Raw genomic sequence first — 20,637 nt, 5'->3', positions numbered from 1 at the left:
AGACAGTCCGTGACTGTCTCTTTTAAATAGGCCCCGGTCTATTTTATTTTGGCCGAATTCCCGAGGGATCGCCATGGTAGATTCTGTCATGATGCACTCCAGGTTTGTTTTAGCCCGCTGGAGCGGTTTAGCCCGGCTGGAAAACCTGCTGGGCGGCAAAGTTATGGCGCCCCGGTGTTCTCACTGCCAGAAAGGATGAATCCAATGATAAAAACCTTAACCGTATCCGCCGGGGAAGGCAGATACCGGGTGGAACTTGTCACCAGTTTTACTGCGGAGGGGTTGGTATGCCAGTTGTATGGAGGCGAAAGACCCCATGTGGGAGCGGTGGTTCTTTCCATACCCAGGCCCAGTTTGCAGGATCCTTGTCAATGGAGCAGCAATTCCAGTGTTTTGCCCATGCTGGGACACAAGGAGGATGAACTGGCCAAACCGGTTGCAGAAAAATTAGCCAAATATTTTAAGCAGCCGGTGGTGCTGGTAGCAGGCATCCATATTGATCATGCCACCGGGGAAGAAATAAAACTCCTGGTGGATCACTGCTGGCAAACCGTGGACAAGCTTTTAAATTACCCGGAAAGGGACACAATATCCCTAGAAAAGTGACGGGGTGAAAAACCTTGGAAAAATTATGTGTGTTATGTAATAGGCTTTACACGCTAACCATTGGCTGTCCCAACTGCGGCCATGACCTTGATGATCTGGGAGTGGTCCAGGACTTTTATGACCCTTACAGCGCCTATGAAGATCAAAAAAATTTTGAAGATGGCTACAAGGGTTATACCGAAGAATGCTGTGTCCATTTGCTTGCTTGCGATTCCTGTGGCTGGAGTGAATTCCGCCCCATGAAGCGCTTCCAGGAAGAGGTCTTAACCAATGAAATACCAGTTTTGACAGACATTACGTTGAGAGACAATCCTGTTCACTGTCCATAATAACAGTGGAGGTGAATAAAATGCGGCAGAATATGAATTTCACCGAGCGTTTGCTAAGCGTGGTGGGAGGTCTCGCATTTACCGGATTGGGTCGCTCTGAAAACTTTCGTAAATCGATGCTGGGAAAAGGGATGGCGCTGCTTGGATTGAAGACTACGGCAGTGGGGATCATCGGATATGATCCCGTCATCGACTGGCTGGGTCAGGAAGATGAAGATGAGGATTTCTTTTAATAGGTAAACGTCCGGTTCCTGCCGGACGTTCTTTTCTAGGAAATTTTCTGAGGAGGGATACCGGTGTCATTTGATCGGAGAAAGGAGAAGGGACCCTTTGATATCATCGGAGATGTGCACGGCTGCTTTGACGAGTTGACGGAGTTACTGGTCAAACTGGGCTATCATAAACAGAATGCAAGTTATCGGCATCCTCAAGGCCGTAGAGTGATTTTCCTGGGTGACATGGGAGACAGGGGACCACACTGCCTGAAAAGCATAGACCTGGCCATGCAGATGGTACACCGGGGCGATGCCCTGTACGTGCCGGGGAATCATTGTAAGAAATTAAGCAAGGTTTTAAAAGGAGGGAATGTTCAGGTCAAATACGGCTTGGAAAAAACGGTGGAGGAACTGGCAGCATTGTCTCCTCCGGAAAGAGAAATCTTTACCAATGAATTTTTATCCTTTTATAATGCCGCCCACCCTTATTTGATTCTGGATGACGGGAATTTGGTGGTGGCCCATGCAGGAATCAAGGAGGACATGATTGGCCGGTTAAACAAACGGGTCGAAAGTTTTTGCCTGTACGGCGACCCCACCGGTGAAGTAACGCCGGAAGGACTGCCGGTTCGAAGGGACTGGGCCAAGCATTACAGTGGTAAAGCCCTGGTGGTTTACGGGCATATGCCTGTGGAGGCGCCGGAATTTCGCAATAATACCATCGATATCGATACCGGTTGTGCGATGGGCGGCAAGCTCACGGCGCTGCGCTATCCGGAGCGGCAAATTGTACAAGTTTCGGCCAAAGAGGTGTATTATTTACGGCCGGAAATGAGAGCGTTGTCTGCGACAAGGTAGTTTAATTCATTTGATCCGATAAATCAGCATCACACAGGGGGCAGAATTTTAATATCCCGGTGGCTGCAATCTCCTGGCTGCAGCGCTTGCATTTGTAGAAGTAAATCATGGTGACTCCACAATGGGGGCAGGTATCCAGGCCCAATTCAATTTCCCTCTGGCAGTAAGGGCAAACAACCATACCAATGACCTCCGTTTTGAGAAGTGGGAAGTGAGATGAGAGGTGAGATGCTATACACTCCTTTGTTGTCTCAGAGCCTGCAATATAGTATGCAAAGAAAAATAAAAAGTCCGGTTTTTTCCGGATTTTTTATTGCTCTTGTGAGGTATAAAAGTGTTTTGCAAAGATGCTCTTACTTTGTCGAATGTAGATGTTTGCTCGTTGACAAATATTCACGGTCTTGGTAGTATGAGTTTGGACATGTTAATTAATCCGTATATGCTTGGGAATTGGCTCAAGTGTTTCTACCGGGCAACCGTAAATTGCCCGACTACGGAGGGAAAGTGTACCTAGGGTTCCACAATCTTTAGAGTTGGTTTGGTCCAAGCGGTACAGGCGTTTTTACGCTACACCTATAGGGATAAAAGCCCAGGAGGTAGGTTTCGCTCTGATGAGTATGAAAACCTATCGTCCTGGGCTTTTTACTTACATAAGGATCAGAAAAGCGAAGGCTCCAACAAGCCGCCGGGCTTTTCTCAGCATTATATCTTTGTTACGTTAGCTGCCTGCGGTCCGCGATTGCCGTCTACGATTTCAAACTCAACCGGTTGACCTTCCTCAAGGGTACGATAACCATCGGTCTGAATAGCAGAGTAGTGAACAAAGACATCGGTGCCGGATTCGGCTTCAATAAAACCGTAGCCCTTATTGGCATTAAACCATTTAACCTTACCTTGCAATGTATTTCCTCCTCAAAATTAAATAAAGCATTAACGCTTCCATCCTAAAGTATGGGCAATAAGTTACCAAACTATTCCTGACAAAAGAAATTATTTGACTTATGCTTAAAACTTTTCCTTCATAATTTTACACAAAGTGATTTTTAAATAAATTAAAAACAAAATATCGCCCGTCATGCAGGTCGGTATTTCCAGGGGGTGGGATAAGAAACGTCCGGTTTGTGATTTTTCTTAAAATTATTAAGGAGGGGTAAAAGGGTGAAAAAAATCTGGTCTTTTGTATTGATGCTGGTATTATCCGTTGTTCTGGTCGGCTGTGGCGGCGGCGAGAAGCCGAAGGCGCAGGAAGGTCAAAAGGAACCCGCAGCCAATGAAAAGTTAAAAGTTGCCTTTATTTACGTTGGTCCCGTCGGCGACGGCGGCTGGAGTTATGCCCATGACCAGGGCCGTCAGTTCTTACAACAACAAATGCCGGATGTAGAAACCAGCTATATTGAGTCTGTTCCTGAGGGCGCCGATGCCAAGCGTGTTTTAACCGAACTGGCCGAAAAGGGCAACAAGATCATTTTTGCCACCAGCTTTGGTTACATGGATCCCATCATCGAAGTAGCAAAAAATTACCCTGATGTGAAGTTCTTACACTGCTCCGGTTACAAGACCGCAGACAACGTCGGCACTTACTTCGGCCGCATGTACCAGGCCCGTTATCTCACCGGTATTATTGCCGGTAAAACCACCAAGAGCAACACCATAGGCTATGTTGCCGCATTCCCCATTCCCGAAGTTATTCGCGGCATCAACGCCTTTACCCTGGGTGTTCGCTCCGTTAATCCCAACGCCAAAGTAAAAGTGGTTTGGACCAACACATGGTATGATCCCGCCGCTGAAAAAGAAGCCGGCAAGAGCTTGCTGGAAGCAGGCGCCGATGTGGTTACCCAGCACCAGGATACTCCCGGCCCCCAGCAGGCTGCTGAAGAAAAAGGTAAATTCGGTATCGGCTATAATAGCGACATGAGCAAAATGGCTCCCAAGGCCGTTATGACCTCTGCCGTTTGGAACTGGGGTCCCTACTATGTTGAAACTGTCAAAGCCATTAAAGAAGGAACCTGGAAGAGCAGCCAGTACTGGGGCCCATGTCTGATAAAATCGTTGACCTGGCTCCCTACGGCCCGATGGTTCCTGAAGATGTGAAGAAAATGGTAGAAGCCAAAAAGCAGGAAATTCTGGACGGTAAATTCGATGTCTTCACCGGTCCTATCAAAGATCAAACCGGTAAAGAACGTGTGGCTTCAGGACAAAAGATGACCGACGCAGAAATGCTTTCCTTCGACTGGTTTGTTGAAGGCGTAGAGGGTACCATTCCTAAGTAAAAATAAATCGCTGCTGGCAGGGAATCCTGCCAGCAGCTGAATTTAAGGGGCGAAGGGACTTGACTGCCGATTTTCTGGTGGAAATGAAACAAATCACCAAAAGGTTCCCGGGGGTGCTGGCCAACGACCGCATTGATCTGCAGGTAAAGAAAGGAGAAATCCTTGCTTTGCTTGGGGAAAACGGTTCCGGCAAAAGCACCCTTATGTCCGTTCTGTCAGGACTTTATCGACCGGACGCCGGTGAGATTTATGTTGAGGGCAAAAAGGTGACCTTTAAGTCACCCCGGGAAGCCATTGACGCCGGGATTGGTATGGTACACCAGCACTTCAAGCAGGTGGATACCTTTTCAGTGGCGGAAAATATCATTTTGGGCAGTAAAGAAGCGAAATTCCTGCTGAAGGCAGGCAAAGTGGAAAAAGAGATCGAAGAACTCTCCCGGGGCTATGGTCTGCAGGTGGACCCAACCGCCAAGATCTGGCAGTTATCCGTTGCTGAAAGGCAAAGGGTGGAGATTGTCAAGATGCTGTACCGGGGGTCCAAACTGTTGGTCCTTGATGAACCCACGGCGGTTCTTACCCCCCAGGAGGCCCGGGAATTGTTCCAGGTGGTCCGGCAGATGACGGCCCGGGGACAGTCCATTATTCTGATTACCCATAAATTAAATGAAGTCATGGAAGTGGCGGACAGGGTCACCGTTTTGAGAGGCGGCATGGCTGTTGCCACCAGGGAAAGAGAGCAGGTAAATCAACGGGAACTGGCCAGACTGATGATGGGCCAGGATATGGTCGTTCCCAGCCAGAAGAACCCCGGTCAGTTTGGCCAAACGGTACTGCAGCTTGACCGGGCCTCTGCGGACAGTGACAGCCGTCGGCCCGGGTTAAGGGAGATTACCTTAACCGTCAGGCAAGGGGAGATCCTGGGAATTGCCGGTATCGCCGGCAACGGGCGGCGGGAACTGGCGGAGGCCATAGTGGGTTTACGCCCAATTTCCAGCGGTAAAATTCTCATCGGCGGTAAAGATGTTACCAATCTTTCACCCCTGGAAATCATTGAAGAAGGCGTCAGTTATATTCCGGAAGACCGCCTTGGTTCCGGACTGGTGCCCAACCTTGGTGCCGTGGATAATCTGATTTTAAAAGAATACCGCAGACCTGGGCTGGGCAGGGGTCCGTTCATCAACCGTCGCAAGGCCAGGGAGTTTGCCACCCGGTTGATCCGGGAAGTGGACGTTAAAGTTACAGGCCTGGAAGCGCCGGTTAAAATGCTCTCCGGCGGCAACCTGCAAAGACTTCTTCTGGCCAGGGAACTGGCGTCCTCCCCCAAGGTGATTGTGGCCGTTTACCCGGTGCGGGGACTGGACATTGCCGCAGCGGAAGCGGTCCATAAAATGCTCCTGGAGCAAAGGAACAAGGGCGCAGCCATTGTTTTGATATCCGAGGATCTGGAGGAACTTCTCAAACTCTCCGATCATATCGGCGTACTGTATAAAGGGACGCTGATGGGGATTCTGCCGGTGGAAGAAGCGGAACCGGAGAAAATTGGACTGATGATGTTGGGGTCACAACCAGGGGAGGTTATGGCATCATGATAAGGTTGGAAAGACGCTCCGCACCCTCTCCTGCAGGGTTGATTTTAATTCCTCTGACAGCCATTCTTCTGGCCCTGCTGACAGGGGCTGTTTTTCTCTATATTAACGGCCTGGGGTCGCCCAAAGGCATTAGCTGGGGGCAGGTGCTGGCGGTCTATACCGGCATGCTGGACGGGGCCTTCGGTTCTGCCTACGGCCTTTCGGAGACCATTGTAAAGGCCATCCCCTTAATGATTTGCGGTCTGGGCGTGTCCATTGCCTTCCGGATGCAGTTGTGGAACATTGGCGCCGAAGGCCAATTTTATATGGGAGCCTTTGGGGCAGCCTGGGTGGCTTTAAGCTTTTCGGACCTGCCCGTCTATGTGATGCTGCCTGCCATGGTGCTGATGGGAATGCTATGCGGCGGGCTGTGGGGACTAATCCCGGCCATCCCCAGGGCCTATCTGGGCGTTAACGAAACCATTACCACCCTGATGCTGAACTATGTGGCCATTTTATGGGTGAACTATCTTGTTTTCGGTCCCTGGAAAGACCCCCAGGGCATGAACTTCCCGCTAAGCAAGCCCTTTACGCCGGCGGCCGTTTTACCCACATGGGGAAACAGCCGTGTCCATCTTGGTTTGGCCTTTGCGCTGGTGCTGGCGGTGGTGCTCTGGATTGCCTTACGACAGTCCCGCTGGGGCTATGAGGTGACCGCAATCGGGGAAAGTCCCAGGGCGGCCCGCTATGCCGGGATGAATATTACGAAGAATATTTTGCTGGTGATGTTTTTCAGCGGAGCTATGGCCGGACTGGCGGGGATGGCGGAAGTTTCTGCCATTGCCCAAAGGATGCAGCAGGGGCTGAGCCCCGGCTATGGCTATACCGCCATCATTGTGGCCTGGCTGGCCAAATTAAATCCCTTTGCCGTCCTTTTGGTCTCGGTGCTACTGGGCGCCTTGCAGGTCGGGGGGTATAGTGTGCAGTCCAGCGGTGTGCCCGCCGCCATTGTCTTTATGATTCAAGGGGCGTTGTTATTCTTTGTTCTGGGCGGCGAATTTTTCAACCGTTATAAAATTGTCTGCAAGGGCAAAACAAAGATGGAGGTGTAGCCGGTGACCCAGGAATTTCTGATAACCATTTTGGCTACCGCCATTACTGCAGGCACTCCCATCCTCTATGCCGCACTGGGGGAACTACTGGCAGAGAGATCCGGCATCCTTAACCTGGGTGTTGAGGGGATGATGCTGGTGGGCGCTGTAACCGGTTTTGTATTTGCGGTCCGGACCAATGACCCCTGGGTGGGTATTCTGGCAGCCATGCTGGGTGGCGGGGCACTGGCCCTGGTTCATGCTTTTTTGACAGTAACCTTGCAGGCCAACCAGGTGGTCAGCGGTCTCGCTCTGACTTTATTTGGTACGGGGCTTTCCGGGTTTATCGGCAAACCCTATATCGGCATTCCCGTCGAAAATGCCTTCAAGCCGGTAACGCTGGGATTCCTCAGTGATATTCCCGTCCTTGGACCTGTTTTCTTTCACCATGATCCACTGGTTTATATTACCTATATTTTGGTACCGGTCCTCTGGTTTTTTATTTATTACACTCGTCCCGGTTTGCACCTGCGGGCTGTGGGAGAAAACCCCGCTGCCGCTGATTCACTGGGAGTCAGTGTCTATCGAGTGAGGTATCTCTATGTTACCCTGGGCGGCATGTTGGCGGGGATAGGCGGCGCCTATCTTTCCCTGGCCTATGCTCCTACCTGGCTGGAAAACATGACCGCCGGCCGGGGCTGGATTGCGGTGGCCTGGTAATCTTCTCTATCTGGAATCCTCTGAGGGCCATGCTGGGCAGCTATATCTTCGGGGGCATCGATGCGCTGGGTTTTCGCGCCCAGGCCATGGGTGTGATGATACCGTCCTTCTTTTTAAAGATGTTGCCCTATATCTTCACCATTCTCGTATTAATCATGGTAACTCGCAAAGCTATGGCCAACCGAGTGGGTACCCCGGGAGCGTTAGGCTTGCCCTACGACCGTGAAGAACGCTAAACAGAAGGGGGATCCTAATGCAGCTTTTAATAGATAAAATCTTAAACAACAGTCAAGTTGTATCCGATGAAATTTTGCGTGTGGATTCTTTCATCAATCATATGATCGACCCCAACGTGATGCTGGAGATTGGCCGTGAATTTGCCAGACGGTTTTCGGATGCCAAGATTACCAAAGTACTAACGGTTGAAGCTTCCGGCATCGCCGTCGGTTTGACCACGGCCATGGCGCTTAACGTACCTTTGCTGTTTGCCAAGAAGAAAATGCCTTCTACCCTGCAGCATTATTATTTGTCCAATATTTATTCCTTTACCAAAAACGAGTCCGTGGACATCTATGTGGCCAAACAATATTTGAACCGTCATGACAGGGTTTTGATCGTAGATGATTTCCTGGCCCGGGGAGAAGCCCTGAAGGGCCTGACTCAACTGGTCAAGCAGGCCGAAGCGGAGTTGGTGGGAATTGGCATTGTAATTGAAAAGGCATTCCAGGGCGGGGGCAAGGCCCTGCGTGACTCCGGAGTAAGAATTGAATCGCTAATTAAAATTAACAGCTTGGAAGGCGGAAAACTTCATCTAGAAGAATAAAGACCGGGACCCCCGGTCTTTATTCTTCTATCCCGATCCCCCAAAAAGCTATTCAAATTTTGTCGTTTCCCTAACCACATTATGGAACTTTCTGTTCAGACATTACGTCAATAAGGTAACAGGAGGGAAATCTATGCAAAAGACCTTGGGCTATGTCCTTATCGGCGCTTTGTTCATGAGTGCCGCAGCATTTTGGCCTATTGGGTTGGGGCAAGCTGACGAGACCAATAAAGTAACAGTACCGCAAACCCCAAAACAAAGTGCCACTGCAGACAATTCGATAAAAATACCGCTCCGGCCGGAGCTGGCACAAATAAATCCAGCCCCTATGTCACCCGGGGAGAATTTGCCGTAAAGCTGGTCAACACGCTGGAGTTAAACCTTGACGGCTATCGTTTCTTTAAAGCCCCGGAGGTGACGGACTTTTTTGATGACGTTCCAACCGGTGATCCACAAGCCAGTGCCATTATGATCCTGGGTTATAACGGTGCCATCCAAACCTCGGACAGGTTCTTCCGCCCGTCAGAAATGATCCTTCGCGAGGAACTGGCTCAGGTTTTGGGCAGTTTGCTGAAGCAAAAAGCCCCCAACCAGCTGGGTCCTGTGGCCAACGAACCCCAGATTAAAGATTTGGCCCGGGCAGGCAGCGAGGCAGCGGATGATATAAAGCTTATGGTAGGCTTAAATATCATGTACTTGAACCAGGACGGCAACTTCCGGCCCAAACAAGGGGTAACGCCACAGGAACTGGCAGCCGTTTTAAAGGAAATGAAGCGGACTGTCGGTATACATGACAGCGGCGTTGCTGCTAAAATCATAACGGCAAAAGAAGGCGGCCGGGAATTGGAGATTTCCTGGGGTGAAAAGCCTTCCAGCGGTTATGAGATTTACATCGAGGACATGAAATTAGACGGCAATACATTAATGGTAAACTACCGCACAAAGGAACCGACTCCCGGCTCCTATAACTCAACGGTGATTACCGAACCCAAGGATACCAAGCCCATCCCCTTCAATTACCCGGCCCAATTAAACATTCAACTGAACAAATTATAGGAAAAAAGCCGAAAAAAACCGACCGCCAACAGGTCGGTTTTTTCCTTCAGTATTAGGAAAAGCTTGGTTTCGCCAAGCTTTCCATGAATGGTATTTACTTGTCAGCGAATGATTAAAACCGGGCAGGAGGCGTGTCGGGAGACACGGTTGCTTACACTTCCCATGATATAGCCCTTAATTTCTCCTAAACCACGGCTTCCGACAACAATCAAATCATAGTTTTCGGCCCTGGCTTTTTCTAAAATTTCGTCTGCCGGTTGGCCCATGACAATAAACGTATCAACCTGTATGGTTTTATCCGAAATGGAAGAAACATATTGTTCAAGCATTTCTTTGCCATTCCTCATTAACTCATCAATAATAGCTTGCTGTGCATGACCTAATCGATCCACTGCCGTATTAACATAGGGAGGTAGACTGGGTACCACATGCATGAGCGTCATCTTAGCTCCCAGCTTTTTTGCTAACTCAACTGTATGGGACAGGGCCTTTGTAGCACGATCCGAACCGTCCAGGGGTACCAAAATTTTGTTATACATGGCATTCCCTCCTTGTTTTTACGATCATATTTCTCTTTTTAGTTGGGAATTCCTGCAACTTCCGGAGGGGATGAAAAATTTGATCTACCCCTTGGACGTGTAAAAGCGTGGTATTAAAAATTTAAACCGGTGCTCCATCGATCACCCCCTTCGTACTTCGGTTGTTAAACTTTATGAAGGTATTCACATGATTAGAATGAACTTTTTGCAGGGAAAATTTACGAGCAAGGTTAAAAGAAGGTAAAAAAAAGCACAAGAAAGTTCGAATTCAATAGGATTATGTTTTGACAAGGTTAAATATCTATGTTATATTATTTTTGTCAATGCGGAAGTGGCTCAGTGGTAGAGCATCGCCTTGCCAAGGCGAGGGTCGCGGGTTCGAATCCCGTCTTCCGCTCCAGTATGTAAGCAGGGAAGCGTCCCTGCTTTTTTAGTTCTGTCACTACCTTTTACGGTATCCTTATTCCGGCGTTATAAGTGCTTGTTTCTTGCTAATGATATCCGGTGAATCATGGTTGCCTGCCACAAATACATAGGGGACCGGTAAATCTTTAAGCTGACCATTCTGTTATATACTATATAGCGTAAATTTTCTGTCATGAGTCTTTCAAGAAAGTAAGGGAATAAAGTGAAGGTACGAGTTTTTAAACGCGCAACCGGAGACGGCTATGATCTGAAAGTTTTACATCCCGGGGCCACGGTGCAGGATTATTTGGATGCCATGAATGATTTTATAGATAAAAACTCTCAACCTCCTTGCCGTGGGTGTGATGAATGCTGCTGGGAACGTATTCCCCTTACCAGCATCGATGTGATAGGCTATGTTGAAAAGTTGGGAGATCAACTAAAGCTGGATTCCCAGTGGCCTCTGCTGGATTTCCTGAAAAAGTATGCCTACATTTATGTTGAAGGTGGCGCGGTGGATATTAGTTTAGGTTTTACCATAGAAGGGGCCTGTGGTTTTCTCAATCAAGAGGACCGTATTTGTTCCAGCTATGCCGCTCGTTCTCTGGTTTGTCAAAGCTTCATCTGCATGGAAAGCACCCAGCGGGCCCGGGAACTGCGTTCCGAGTTGGTGAATACCGGCATGGATGAATTGGTCCGTCTGTGGCTGGTGCAAAGTCGACAGGCAGGCCGTAAGCCTATGCTCATGAAAAACATCATGCAGATCCTATTCTGGAAGACTATCCTGCCAACGGCTTCACCAAGAAAACCAGCTATAGCCAGGTACTTCTGGCAGAGGTTTGCAGCCAAAGGTTATGGAACAAATTAATCAGGCATGGTTTCCAGCAACTTTCTCCGGTTAATCCGGGGTCCAAGGCAGGGATTGCCAAAAGGAATGTCGAAAAAAATATCTGGTGATCGCAATGGTTACGGAAATCATGGAAATCCGCAAACGCAACCAGTTGAAAAAATTAAATGCCCTGGTGAAGGAGATCATCGAAGTAAGGCAATACCTGAAGTATTTTGAAGGTCTCAACTTGCCCGACTACCAGGCTATGATTTCTCAGGTTCCCCTGGGCGTCGAGCCAGGTTGTTAATTCATTTGCAGCAGCGGCAGTCTGTTGAATATTATGGTTTTTTGAACTTAAGTCAAAAGAAACGGCATTAAAGGAAGCCATCCAAAAAACTTCGGAGGATTTGGATAATCTATTAAAAACAGGGAAATAATAGAGACATGATTACTGATCTCAATTCTTACCGGCATAAACAGAAACTGGCTCATATCAACGAACTGGTCAAGCATTTGACAGCTGTACGGGCGGACATTCGCAGGTTAAAGATGGAAGAATGTCAATTGCGAAATACCATCAGAGAATTGGCGCAGGAGTTAGACTGGCCGGAGTAAAAATATGTCCTTATTAATTTGTAAATAGAAAGATACCGGGTGTTTGGTCAATTGACTAACACCCGGTTATTTATCCGGGGCACTGCAGCAGATGGTTGTTAAAGTAGAAGAGCTGAACCAGGTTGCTGAGGAATTGACTAATTGCATTAACAAAAACCGATCACGGCTGTTAATGGCAGGTATAAAAATTAGAGAGGAATAGAGTGAGGTGGAAAATACTGGGGATAAATCAGTGAATAATGTGGATAAGATGGAATTAATTTACAGATTGTGAATGGATTTTACATTTTATACTGTACCCTGGGAACCTTAAATATCGTGTGTCCGGTTACTAATGTTAGCAGAAAGTAGTTAATTTATTTAATGTAAACCTATTTAGATAGTTATAATTATAACGGCGCCCGGATAAGCAAGAAAATATAAGTTAGGTTTTGGGTGATAAACGTGGCATAATAATGTGAAACATAGGGGGACACCCGGAAGGAGTTTAGACAATGCCGTAGTCAGGGGCCTTATTATAATACTGGTTCAAGACCCTAAAGACACCTCGAGGGGGGAATCCGGCAGGGATTAAATAGGGTCAAGAACCTTCTACTCCAATATATGGTAAGTATTTGCAGGTGTTACTGGTACGGATGAAAAATTACAAAACAAAAAAGAAAAACTTTTACTAATTACTCCAAACACAAAACCCTGGCTTCATACGGCCAGGGTTTCAGTTTCTCACTTACTGATTGTATCCACCATAGGATCCATTTCCGAAGAATAGCAGGATCAGTACTAATAAGAAGATGATAAAAGAGAAGTTACTGCCATATCCAGTTCCGCCGCCTGCAGCACAGCCGCCACTATAACCAAAACCCATAATTTAGCCCCCTAATATTTTTTCGGACCCTTGCCCGATAGGATATATTATGACTGGCTCAACCGGAATGTTACACGAAATAGGTTTTTAATGATTCCAGTACCCTACGGTTAGTTTTAATTTCTTATACCTCAGCGTGTTTCGTTTGACCACTCATTATGGACCTCCGAATTAATCAAGTGTTATTTTACAGTATGTGGATTAAATATATTGGGTTACTTTTTATGCGAAAAAGCCAAAATAGTGAGCCCTTTGCAACTATTAGGAAATATATGCCGGATATTACAATAAAGTTTATGAAATAGAAGAAACACAAAAGACCTCCCGGAACTTCGGAGGTCTTTACTTACCCGGACTATGCAGTCCAGTCGGAAGCCTTGAATTTACTGGCGGGAGTGTGTGAGAATCGAACTCACCATGGACAGGAACGCTGCCCAACGACTGGTTTTGAAGACCAGGAGCACCACCAGGCACCATCCACCCCCATGAATTTTAAACCTATTTAACAAAAGCAAATGCAAAAACTATTATAGCATGGTAAGGACTTAAAGGCAACAAACCACTGTACTTTTAGTCTTGAGAACTTCATAACCCAGTTTGTCTAGATTCGGGTTATAATAAGGATGAGACTGGCTGTCCTCTACGTGCTTTAGAACTTTATGGAGGAAGCTTCGTATGGTTTCCGCATCTAACAGATCAACAAGATCATTTCTTTGGATAAATCTTTTCGTCATTGTTGATCTCCCCTAACCGTAGGATATCTATGTTTAAAACCTAGTATTTCAACCCCGGGGTATAATTTTCCTGCTTGGATAATCCACTGCCAGCTTTGGAAAGATACTCTTATAAAGGAAATTTCTCAGAATAAAGAAGGTCTTTCTTAATAAAGAGGAATTTATTAACTACTGGCGAATAAGTACCTGTTACGGTGGTAAGATAAGTAATCAAGTAGGTGACAGATTGCATTATGCTGGATTTTTTTAGCCAGGTCAGGGAAGATTTACAGGTGGTTGAGCATGAGATTAAAGCCATTGTTCAATCCCGGGACCCGCTTTTAACCCAAACTTCGATGCACTTGTTAAATGCCGGAGGAAAGCGTTTGCGTCCGGCTTTTGCGCTTTTGGCCGGTAAATTATACAACGATAATCTGGATAAACTTTTGCCCCTGGCTGTGGCTTTAGAACTGATTCATATGGCCACCCTGGTGCATGACGATGTGGTGGACGACTCCCTGACCAGAAGGGGTACCCCCACGGTAAAAGCCAATTGGGGCAATAAAATCTCCATGCATACCGGAGACTATCTTTTTGCCAAATCCCTGGTATTGATTTCCCGGTATGAAAATCCTATCATTGCAAGGGTATTGGCGGAAACCAGTGTGAAGATGTGCGAAGGAGAAATCCACCAAATTTCCACCGCCTACAGTGCGGGGCAAAACTGGCGGGACTATTTCTATCGCATTGAGCGTAAGACAGCCCTGCTGATTGCCGCCAGCTGCCAGTTGGGTGCCGTGGCCGCCGGAGCACCGGAAAAGGACCACAGGCGGCTGAGAAGATATGGCCACCAGCTTGGGATGGCCTTTCAGATTACGGATGATATTTTAGACATGGTGGCAGACCAGCAGCTTCTTGGGAAACCCATAGGCGGTGACCTGCGCCAGGGGATTTTAACCATGCCGGTGATCTACTCGCTGGAGAAAAGCCCGCAGCGCAAGCGCCTGCGTGAACTGGTTGAGATTCAAGACAAGACGGACGAGCAGGTTTCAGAAGCCATTGAAATCATCAAGGAAGCGGGAGGTATTGAATTTTCCTTTCATGCCGCCCGAAGATATATTGAAAAGTCAAAGAGTAATTTGGTGTCCCTGCCTGATAAGCCGGTGAAGCAGACCTTTTATCAGATAGCGGATTTTATTGGTATCAGGAGGTTTTAAAGGGTACCCGAAGATGGAAAACTTATATCCGATTTATTTAAAGCTGGCAGGTCAGCTTTGCCTGGTGGTGGGCGGCGGCAAAGTGGCCGAGCGAAAGGTTGGTTCACTGCTGGAGTGTGGAGCCAGGGTAAGACTGGTCAGTCCTGCGGTTACGTCCCAAATAGAGGAATGGGCCAACCAGGGCAAATTGGAACTGCGGCAGCGGCAATACCAAACTGGCGATCTGGAAGGGGCTTTTCTGGTATTTGCCGCCACCAATCAGGAAAAGGTCAACCGCAGGGTCTCTGAGGAGTGTTTGTCAAGAAACCTGGCGGTCAATGTGGTGGATGACCCGCCCAGATGTAATTTTTTTGTACCCTCGGTGATTCGTCGAGGAAAACTGTCCATTGCGATTTCCACCAGCGGCGCCAGCCCCGCGCTGGCTGCCAAAATCAGGCGCCAGTTGGAACGGCAGTTTGGACCCGAGTACGAGGAATTCATGGAAATCCTCGCGGACCTGCGCCGCCAGGTATTGGCCGGCGAAGCGGACATCCAGCAGAGGAAACAAATTTTTAGCCACCTGGTGGAATCCGATATTCTCGATCTCTTAAGAAAAAAGAAGTATGACCAGGTAAAGGAGCGCATTCAAAATGCTTATCGCGGTAATCGGAGTTAACCACCGCACAGCACCGCTGGAAGTGCGGGAGAAACTGGCTTTTCCGGAATGGGGAATGAAGGAATGGCTGGGAAAACTGCTGTCATGCCCAGGCATTGACGGCTGTGCCATTGTTTCTACCTGTAACCGGACCGAAATCTATATCGCCCCGGTGGAATTGGACACCGGCATGAATTCCGTGTGGTCTTTTTATCTGAGAAATCCGGCCTGGACATTTCTGAGATAAAAACTACACCTTTTGCCATACGCTTTATGACGCCATCCGTCACCTGTTCCGGGTGGTGTCCGGTCTGGATTCCATGATCCTGGGAGAGACACAAATTCTCGGCCAGGTCAAAAAGGCTTATGAAATCGCTCTGGAAGCCCAGACTACCAACGTTGTCCTTAATACCTTATTTCAACAGGCTATTACCACCGGTAAAAGAGTCAGGACCGAAACCGGTATCGATCAAAACCCGGTCTCCATTCCCTATACCGCCGTTGAGTTGGCCAAGCAGAATTTGGCTCCCTGGAGGGCCGTTCTGTTCTGGTGGTGGGGGCCGGCGAAATGAGTGAGTTAACGGTGGTCAATTTAGTGGCCAACGGCGTCTCCAGTGTCATTGTTTCCAACCGCTCCTACGACAGGGCAATGCAGCTGGCAGAAAAGTTTAACGGGGCTGCGGTAAAATTTGACCAACTCTTTCATTATATGACCCAGGCCGATATCGTGATCTCCAGTACTGCGGCCCAGCATTGTGTGATCAAATATCCCGACATGCAAAAGGTCATGGACCGGCGGGGCGGCAGAGCCATTATGATGATTGACATCGCGGTACCCAGGGATATCGATCCGGCAGTCCGCAAAATTCCCGGTGTCAACCTGTATGACGTAGACCATTTGCAAAACGTCGTGGACGCCAATTTGGCCGAAAGACGAAAAGCGGCGGTGCAGGCCGAGGGAATTATTGAAGAAGAGTTAAATGAATTCATGTGTTGGGTTTCCACCCGGTTTGTGGTGCCAACCATCACGGCATTAAAAAAGATGGGGGAAGAAATCAAGCAGCGGGAGCTGCACCGGGCCTTTAACCGGTTAGGTGATTTGGATGAGCGGCAAAGAAAAATTATCAGCTCCCTGGCCAATTCAATTGTCAACCAATTACTCCATAACCCGGTGATTAAGCTTAAACAGTCTGCCTTATCACCGGAAGGTCATCTATACATCGAAATTGCCCAAAACATTTTTAATCTGGATGTGGAAGGGCAGCGGCCCCAGGTTAAAAACATCACCTCGGAAAAAAAGAAAAAAGTAGCATCCTGTTCCGCCTCCGGCTGGGACAAGGGAATCACAGCAATGGTGGCAGACGGCAGGTTGAGGGAATAAATTTTGGGAGGCGCCATGAAACGTAAAATTACCGTAGGGAGCAGAGACAGCGCCCTGGCTCTGTGGCAGACCCGCTGGGTGGTTGAACAACTGGAAAAGCAAAATCCGGAAGTAACATTTGAAATCGTAACCATGAAGACCAAGGGCGATAAGATGCTGGATGTGGCCCTGGCGAAGATTGGCGATAAAGGGCTCTTTACCAAAGAGCTGGAAATAACAATGCAGCAAAAGGAAATTGATTTTGCTGTGCACAGCCTGAAAGATTTGCCCACTGTGCTGCCGGAAGGGCTCACCATCGGGGCGGTCTGCAAGCGGGACAATCCCGGGGACGCGCTGGTCTCCAAGGATGGCCGCAAGCTGGAGCAGCTCCCCAGAGGGGCGAGAATCGGCACATCTTCTCTACGCCGGTGTGCCCAGCTGTTAAACTACCGGCCTGACTTTCAACTGGAAGCCTGAGGGGAAATTTAAATACCCGTATGAAAAAACTGGTGTCCGAGAGCCTGGATGCCATTGTCCTGGCTGCGGCCGGCATTACCCGTATGGGTTGGGACGATATGATTGCTGAGATAATTCCTTTCAATATATGTTTACCTGCTGTGGGGCAGGGAGCCATTGCCGTGGAGTGCAGGGAAGACGATCAGGAGATGGTGCAACTTCTTCAAGGGGTGGAGCACTCTGCCACCAGAGCCGCCACCGATGCCGAGAGGGCGCTGCTGCGGCACCTGGAAGGGGGCTGCCAGATCCCCATCGGGGCCTTTGGAGAAGTGGTAAAAGAAAGACTTACGCTAACCGCCGTTGTCGCCACGCTGGATGGCAGCCAGGTGATCCGGACCCAGGGAGAAGCAGCGGCGGGTCAGGCAAAACAACTGGGGATCGAAGTGGCTGAGAAACTACTGGCCCTGGGCGGCAAAAAAATATTGCAACAAATTAGGTCAGGGGAATGATGAAGATGACAACAAAGGGTTTCGTTTATCTGGTTGGCGCCGGTCCCGGAGATCCCGGCCTCATTACAGTAAAAGGATTAAATTGCATCCGTAAAGCTGACGTGCTGGTTTATGACCGCCTGGCCAGCCCGCGATTGCTGGCCTATGCACGTCCGGAAGCCGAACGAATCTATGTTGGAAAATCACCCGACCGGCATGCCATGGTGCAGGAGGAGATCAACCAACTGCTGGTGGATAAAGCGAAGGAAGGCAAAGTTGTTACCCGGTTAAAGGGGGGCGACCCCTTTGTCTTTGGCCGGGGTGGTGAAGAAGCGGAACTTCTGGTGGAAAATCATATTCCCTTTGAGGTGGTGCCGGGGATTACTTCCGCCATCTCAGTACCGGCCTATGCCGGCATTCCGGTCACCCATAGGGGTTACACATCTACGCTGGCCATTATCACCGGCAATGAGGATCCCAGTAAAGATGATTCCAGCATTGCCTGGGATAAGATTGCCACCGGTGCCGGAACACTGGTTTTCTTAATGGGGATGGGGAATTTGCCAGGCATTTGCGCCAGGCTGATGGAATTTGGCCGGCCCCCGGAAACTCCCGTTGCCCTGATCCGCTGGGGCACCCGGCCGGAACAAAGGACCATTACCGGCACGCTGGAGAATATCCATCAAAGGGCCACCGAAGCAAACTTTAAAAACCCTGCCGTGATCGTGGTAGGGGAAGTTGTTAAGCTGAGAGATAAACTGGCATGGTTTGAGAACAGGCCGCTGTTTGGCAGGCGGGTCATTGTGACCCGTTCCCGGGAACAGGCCAGTGTCTTATCTTCTGCCATCGAGGCCCTGGGCGGCGAAGCATGGGAATTTCCCACCATTCAAATCGCTCCCCCGGAGGACTTTACCCCGCTGGATAAGGCCATCACGGATGTTCGTTCCTATCGCTGGGTCATTTTTACCAGTGTCAACGGTGTAAAAATGTTCTTTGACCGGATGCGTGAGAATAAAAAGGATATTAGAGATTTAAGCGACGTGCGGCTGTGTGCCATCGGACCCCGGACAAAGGAAGAGCTGGAGATGCGGGGACTGATGGTGGACTATGTGCCCGGTGAATACCGGGCGGAAGAGATTGTGGAGGGCCTGAGGGGCAAGGTACTGCCCGGCGACCGGGTGCTGCTGCCCAGGGCGGACATTGCCCGCAAGCTGCTGCCCCGGGCGCTGGAAGAGATGGGTGCCGTGGTCCATGAGGTGGTTGCCTACCGTACCGTTTTAGGAGACAGGGATGCCGCAGCCATCCGGCAGGCCCTGGCTGACGGTGAAGTCAGTGTGGCTACATTTACCAGCTCGTCCACTGCTCAAAATTTTGTTAAACTATTAGGTGAAGAAGGTTTACCACAGTTAATGGAGAAAGTGACGGTAGCCAGCATTGGCCCCATTACCTCCCGCACCGCCAGGGAACTGGGACTGCGGGTGGATATTGAAGCAAAGGAATATACCATTAACGGCTTGGTACAAGCCATGACTGATTATTTTACCGGCCGGGAAGATGCCTAGCATCTCCCGACCGGATTAAAATTTATAAAAAGCTCTTTTGGCAATGTTGCTTATTGGAAAAGCCCGTTTTATTATAAAGGCATAAAATCTATAGGATTTTTATAAACCGTAAATGAACGCTTTGCTTTGTGTTAATGACATTAGGCATCTTACGGGTTTTCTAATAGCAACAGTCTTTTAGAAAATAGCGTATAGAAAAGTGGGAGCATTATGATAAGTATTAGTAAATTACTTTGCGGTTCAGAAAACTTTGGGGACTCCCTGCGTTACGCCCACGGCTCCAAAGGGCAGGTCCACGGCGCTGTGGCCGGCCACGGGCCGGTGGTGGTATGGAACTCCACCCGCACCTGCAACCTCAAGTGCCGTCACTGTTATTCTGAATCCGACAGCAAAAAATATGATGAGCTGAGCACCCGGGAGGCAAAACAGTTTATTGACGATTTGGCTGAATTCAAGGTGCCCGTATTGCTGTTTTCCGGCGGGGAACCCTTGGTGCGGCCGGATTTCTTTGAACTGGCCCAGTATGCCAGTGAAAGGGGCATTCGAACTACCATTTCCACCAATGGTACCCTCATTACACCCGAGGTTGCCCGGCGCATTAAGAACATTGGCGTCGGTTATGTAGGCATCAGCCTGGACGGCATCGGGGAAGTCAATGACGAGTTCCGGGGACGCAAGGGTGCCTTTGAGGCAGCGTTAAACGGCATTCGAAACTGCCTGGCCGTGGGCCAGCGGGTGGGCCTCCGTTTTACCATTAACCGTCATAATCATAAAGAACTGAACAGTGTTTTTGACCTGATCGAAAAAGAAAATATCCCCAGGGTGTGTTTTTACCATCTGGTCTACTCCGGCCGGGGCAGCGAAATGATTAAGGAAGACATTACCCATGAAGAAAGCCGCGCCGCCCTGGATTTAATTATTGAGCGGGCCCTTGATTTTCACCGCCGGGGTTTGGACAAAGAAATACTTACCGTAGACAACCACGCTGACGCCATCTATATCTACCTGAAACTGCTGAAGGAAGACCCGGAGCGGGCCCGGCAGGTCTTTGAACTACTCTCCCGCAACGGCGGCAACCGGACCGGGATTGCCATCGGAGAGGTGGATTGGGAGGGGCATGTTCATGCGGACCAGTTCACTCGCAATCACCGCTTTGGCAATGTGCGGCAGCGGAAATTCGGAGAGATCTGGACCGATCTCAGCCATACCATCCTGGCCGGCCTGAAAAACCGCAAACCTTTGCTGCAAGGCCGCTGCGCCAAGTGCAAGTGGTTGGACCTTTGCAACGGCAATTTCCGCGCCCGGGCGGAAGCAGTCCACGGCAACTTCTGGGCCGAAGACCCCGCCTGTTATTTAACCGATGAAGAAATAGGAGCAAATGGCTAGACTTATGGGTCTTTTCTCTGGGGTCTCGTTGT

General features: G+C 49.1%; 21 protein-coding genes, 2 tRNA genes, 4 pseudogenes and 1 riboswitch. Of the genes and pseudogenes, 22 read left to right on the top strand and 5 right to left on the bottom strand.

From position 1 onward, the window contains the following. Positions 1-73 precede the first annotated feature (73 nt). From P378_RS22745 to prpE, 5 genes are all read left to right on the top strand, one after another. Positions 74-199, top strand: a complete 126-nt coding sequence (locus P378_RS22745) for a hypothetical protein (protein ID WP_274378637.1) — start codon at positions 74-76, stop codon at positions 197-199. A 5-nt stretch (positions 200-204) separates the two neighbouring features. Then, positions 205-606 (top strand): prenylated flavin chaperone LpdD, encoded by a 402-nt coding sequence (gene lpdD / locus P378_RS04220; RefSeq protein WP_099082377.1) that lies wholly within the window; start codon positions 205-207, stop codon positions 604-606. 14 nt (positions 607-620) lie between these two features. Further along, positions 621-935 (top strand): hypothetical protein, encoded by a 315-nt coding sequence (locus P378_RS04215; RefSeq protein ID WP_180260981.1) that lies wholly within the window; start codon positions 621-623, stop codon positions 933-935. A 20-nt stretch (positions 936-955) separates the two neighbouring features. Then, on the top strand, positions 956-1,168 hold the full coding sequence (locus tag P378_RS04210; protein ID WP_099082376.1) for a DUF2892 domain-containing protein: 213 nt from the start codon (positions 956-958) through the stop codon (positions 1,166-1,168). A gap of 63 nt (positions 1,169-1,231) precedes the next feature. Next, on the top strand, positions 1,232-2,008 hold the full coding sequence (gene prpE, locus P378_RS04205) for a bis(5'-nucleosyl)-tetraphosphatase PrpE (RefSeq protein WP_099082375.1): 777 nt from the start codon (positions 1,232-1,234) through the stop codon (positions 2,006-2,008). 1 nt (position 2,009) lies between these two features. Here prpE and P378_RS04200 read toward each other — a convergent pair whose 3' ends face one another. Further along, positions 2,010-2,189 carry a zinc ribbon domain-containing protein gene (locus tag P378_RS04200; RefSeq protein WP_099082374.1) on the bottom strand — a complete coding sequence of 60 codons (180 nt, stop codon included), beginning with the start codon at positions 2,187-2,189 and terminating at the stop codon, positions 2,010-2,012. A 232-nt stretch (positions 2,190-2,421) separates the two neighbouring features. After that, a riboswitch (purine riboswitch) is annotated at positions 2,422-2,522 on the top strand. A gap of 188 nt (positions 2,523-2,710) precedes the next feature. Continuing rightward, positions 2,711-2,908, bottom strand: a complete 198-nt coding sequence (locus tag P378_RS04195) for a cold shock domain-containing protein (protein ID WP_099082373.1) — start codon at positions 2,906-2,908, stop codon at positions 2,711-2,713. A 258-nt stretch (positions 2,909-3,166) separates the two neighbouring features. Here P378_RS04195 and P378_RS04190 point away from each other — a divergent pair. The 7 genes and pseudogenes from P378_RS04190 (at position 3,167) to P378_RS04165 (ending at position 9,536) form a co-directional block, all read left to right on the top strand. Then, a pseudogene (locus P378_RS04190) lies at positions 3,167-4,278 on the top strand (BMP family ABC transporter substrate-binding protein). 59 nt (positions 4,279-4,337) lie between these two features. Next, entirely contained in the window at positions 4,338-5,867 is a 1,530-nt protein-coding gene (locus P378_RS04185) for an ABC transporter ATP-binding protein (RefSeq protein ID WP_099082372.1), read from the top strand. Further along, a complete protein-coding gene (locus P378_RS04180; RefSeq protein ID WP_099082371.1) occupies positions 5,864-6,958 on the top strand; it encodes an ABC transporter permease in 1,095 nt (364 codons plus the stop codon). Before P378_RS04185 ends, P378_RS04180 begins: the two co-directional genes overlap by 4 nt. 3 nt (positions 6,959-6,961) lie before the next feature. Then, positions 6,962-7,893: pseudogene (locus tag P378_RS04175) on the top strand (ABC transporter permease). Between the two features lie 17 nt (positions 7,894-7,910). Further along, complete coding sequence (locus P378_RS04170) at positions 7,911-8,480, top strand: xanthine phosphoribosyltransferase (RefSeq protein WP_099082370.1); 570 nt, start codon at positions 7,911-7,913, stop codon at positions 8,478-8,480. A 133-nt stretch (positions 8,481-8,613) separates the two neighbouring features. Then, complete coding sequence (locus P378_RS20920) at positions 8,614-8,835, top strand: hypothetical protein (protein ID WP_238472866.1); 222 nt, start codon at positions 8,614-8,616, stop codon at positions 8,833-8,835. 59 nt (positions 8,836-8,894) lie between these two features. Then, positions 8,895-9,536, top strand: a complete 642-nt coding sequence (locus tag P378_RS04165) for an S-layer homology domain-containing protein (RefSeq protein WP_238472865.1) — start codon at positions 8,895-8,897, stop codon at positions 9,534-9,536. Positions 9,537-9,637: 101 nt separating this feature from the next. Here the strand turns inward: P378_RS04165 and P378_RS04160 are convergent, their stop codons facing one another. Next, the gene (locus tag P378_RS04160) at positions 9,638-10,075 is read right to left on the bottom strand and encodes a universal stress protein (RefSeq protein ID WP_099082369.1); all 438 of its coding nucleotides are present in this window, start codon (positions 10,073-10,075) and stop codon (positions 9,638-9,640) included. A gap of 325 nt (positions 10,076-10,400) precedes the next feature. Here P378_RS04160 and P378_RS04155 point away from each other — a divergent pair. The 4 genes from P378_RS04155 to P378_RS19395 all read left to right on the top strand — a co-directional run bounded on the left by P378_RS04155 (position 10,401) and on the right by P378_RS19395 (position 11,924). Then, positions 10,401-10,475, top strand: a tRNA-Gly gene (locus P378_RS04155). Positions 10,476-10,703: 228 nt separating this feature from the next. Continuing rightward, complete coding sequence (locus P378_RS04150) at positions 10,704-11,348, top strand: YkgJ family cysteine cluster protein (RefSeq protein ID WP_238472864.1); 645 nt, start codon at positions 10,704-10,706, stop codon at positions 11,346-11,348. A gap of 94 nt (positions 11,349-11,442) precedes the next feature. Continuing rightward, positions 11,443-11,616 (top strand): hypothetical protein, encoded by a 174-nt coding sequence (locus P378_RS20915; protein ID WP_238472863.1) that lies wholly within the window; start codon positions 11,443-11,445, stop codon positions 11,614-11,616. A 137-nt stretch (positions 11,617-11,753) separates the two neighbouring features. Beyond that, positions 11,754-11,924 (top strand): hypothetical protein, encoded by a 171-nt coding sequence (locus P378_RS19395; RefSeq protein WP_180260980.1) that lies wholly within the window; start codon positions 11,754-11,756, stop codon positions 11,922-11,924. A gap of 727 nt (positions 11,925-12,651) precedes the next feature. Here the strand turns inward: P378_RS19395 and P378_RS19390 are convergent. Both P378_RS19390 and P378_RS19385 read right to left on the bottom strand, forming a co-directional pair. Continuing rightward, a complete protein-coding gene (locus P378_RS19390) occupies positions 12,652-12,789 on the bottom strand; it encodes a hypothetical protein (RefSeq protein WP_180260979.1) in 138 nt (45 codons plus the stop codon). Between the two features lie 387 nt (positions 12,790-13,176). Further along, positions 13,177-13,274: transfer RNA gene (locus P378_RS19385), tRNA-Sec, on the bottom strand. A gap of 482 nt (positions 13,275-13,756) precedes the next feature. On the opposite strand from P378_RS19385, the gene P378_RS04135 reads away from it, so the two are divergent. The 6 genes and pseudogenes from P378_RS04135 (at position 13,757) to nirJ1 (ending at position 20,605) form a co-directional block, all read left to right on the top strand. Then, complete coding sequence (locus P378_RS04135) at positions 13,757-14,719, top strand: polyprenyl synthetase family protein (protein ID WP_099082367.1); 963 nt, start codon at positions 13,757-13,759, stop codon at positions 14,717-14,719. Positions 14,720-14,732: 13 nt separating this feature from the next. After that, complete coding sequence (locus P378_RS04130; protein WP_099082366.1) at positions 14,733-15,374, top strand: precorrin-2 dehydrogenase/sirohydrochlorin ferrochelatase family protein; 642 nt, start codon at positions 14,733-14,735, stop codon at positions 15,372-15,374. Beyond that, positions 15,349-16,734: pseudogene (gene hemA, locus P378_RS04125) on the top strand (glutamyl-tRNA reductase). The gene P378_RS04130 and the pseudogene hemA overlap by 26 nt, the downstream one beginning before the upstream one ends. 15 nt (positions 16,735-16,749) lie before the next feature. Beyond that, positions 16,750-17,678: pseudogene (gene hemC / locus P378_RS04120) on the top strand (hydroxymethylbilane synthase). Further along, positions 17,678-19,219, top strand: coding sequence for a uroporphyrinogen-III C-methyltransferase (cobA, locus tag P378_RS04115; RefSeq protein WP_099082365.1), 1,542 nt, complete (start codon positions 17,678-17,680; stop codon positions 19,217-19,219). Before hemC ends, cobA begins: the two are co-directional and overlap by 1 nt. A gap of 210 nt (positions 19,220-19,429) precedes the next feature. Continuing rightward, positions 19,430-20,605 carry a putative heme d1 biosynthesis radical SAM protein NirJ1 gene (nirJ1, locus tag P378_RS04110; protein ID WP_099082364.1) on the top strand — a complete coding sequence of 392 codons (1,176 nt, stop codon included), beginning with the start codon at positions 19,430-19,432 and terminating at the stop codon, positions 20,603-20,605. Positions 20,606-20,637: the final 32 nt, after the last annotated feature.

The organism is Desulforamulus profundi (assembly GCF_002607855.1).
The sequence above is the reverse complement of the archived record's forward strand: the minus strand, read 5'-3'. Positions and strand labels throughout refer to the sequence as shown.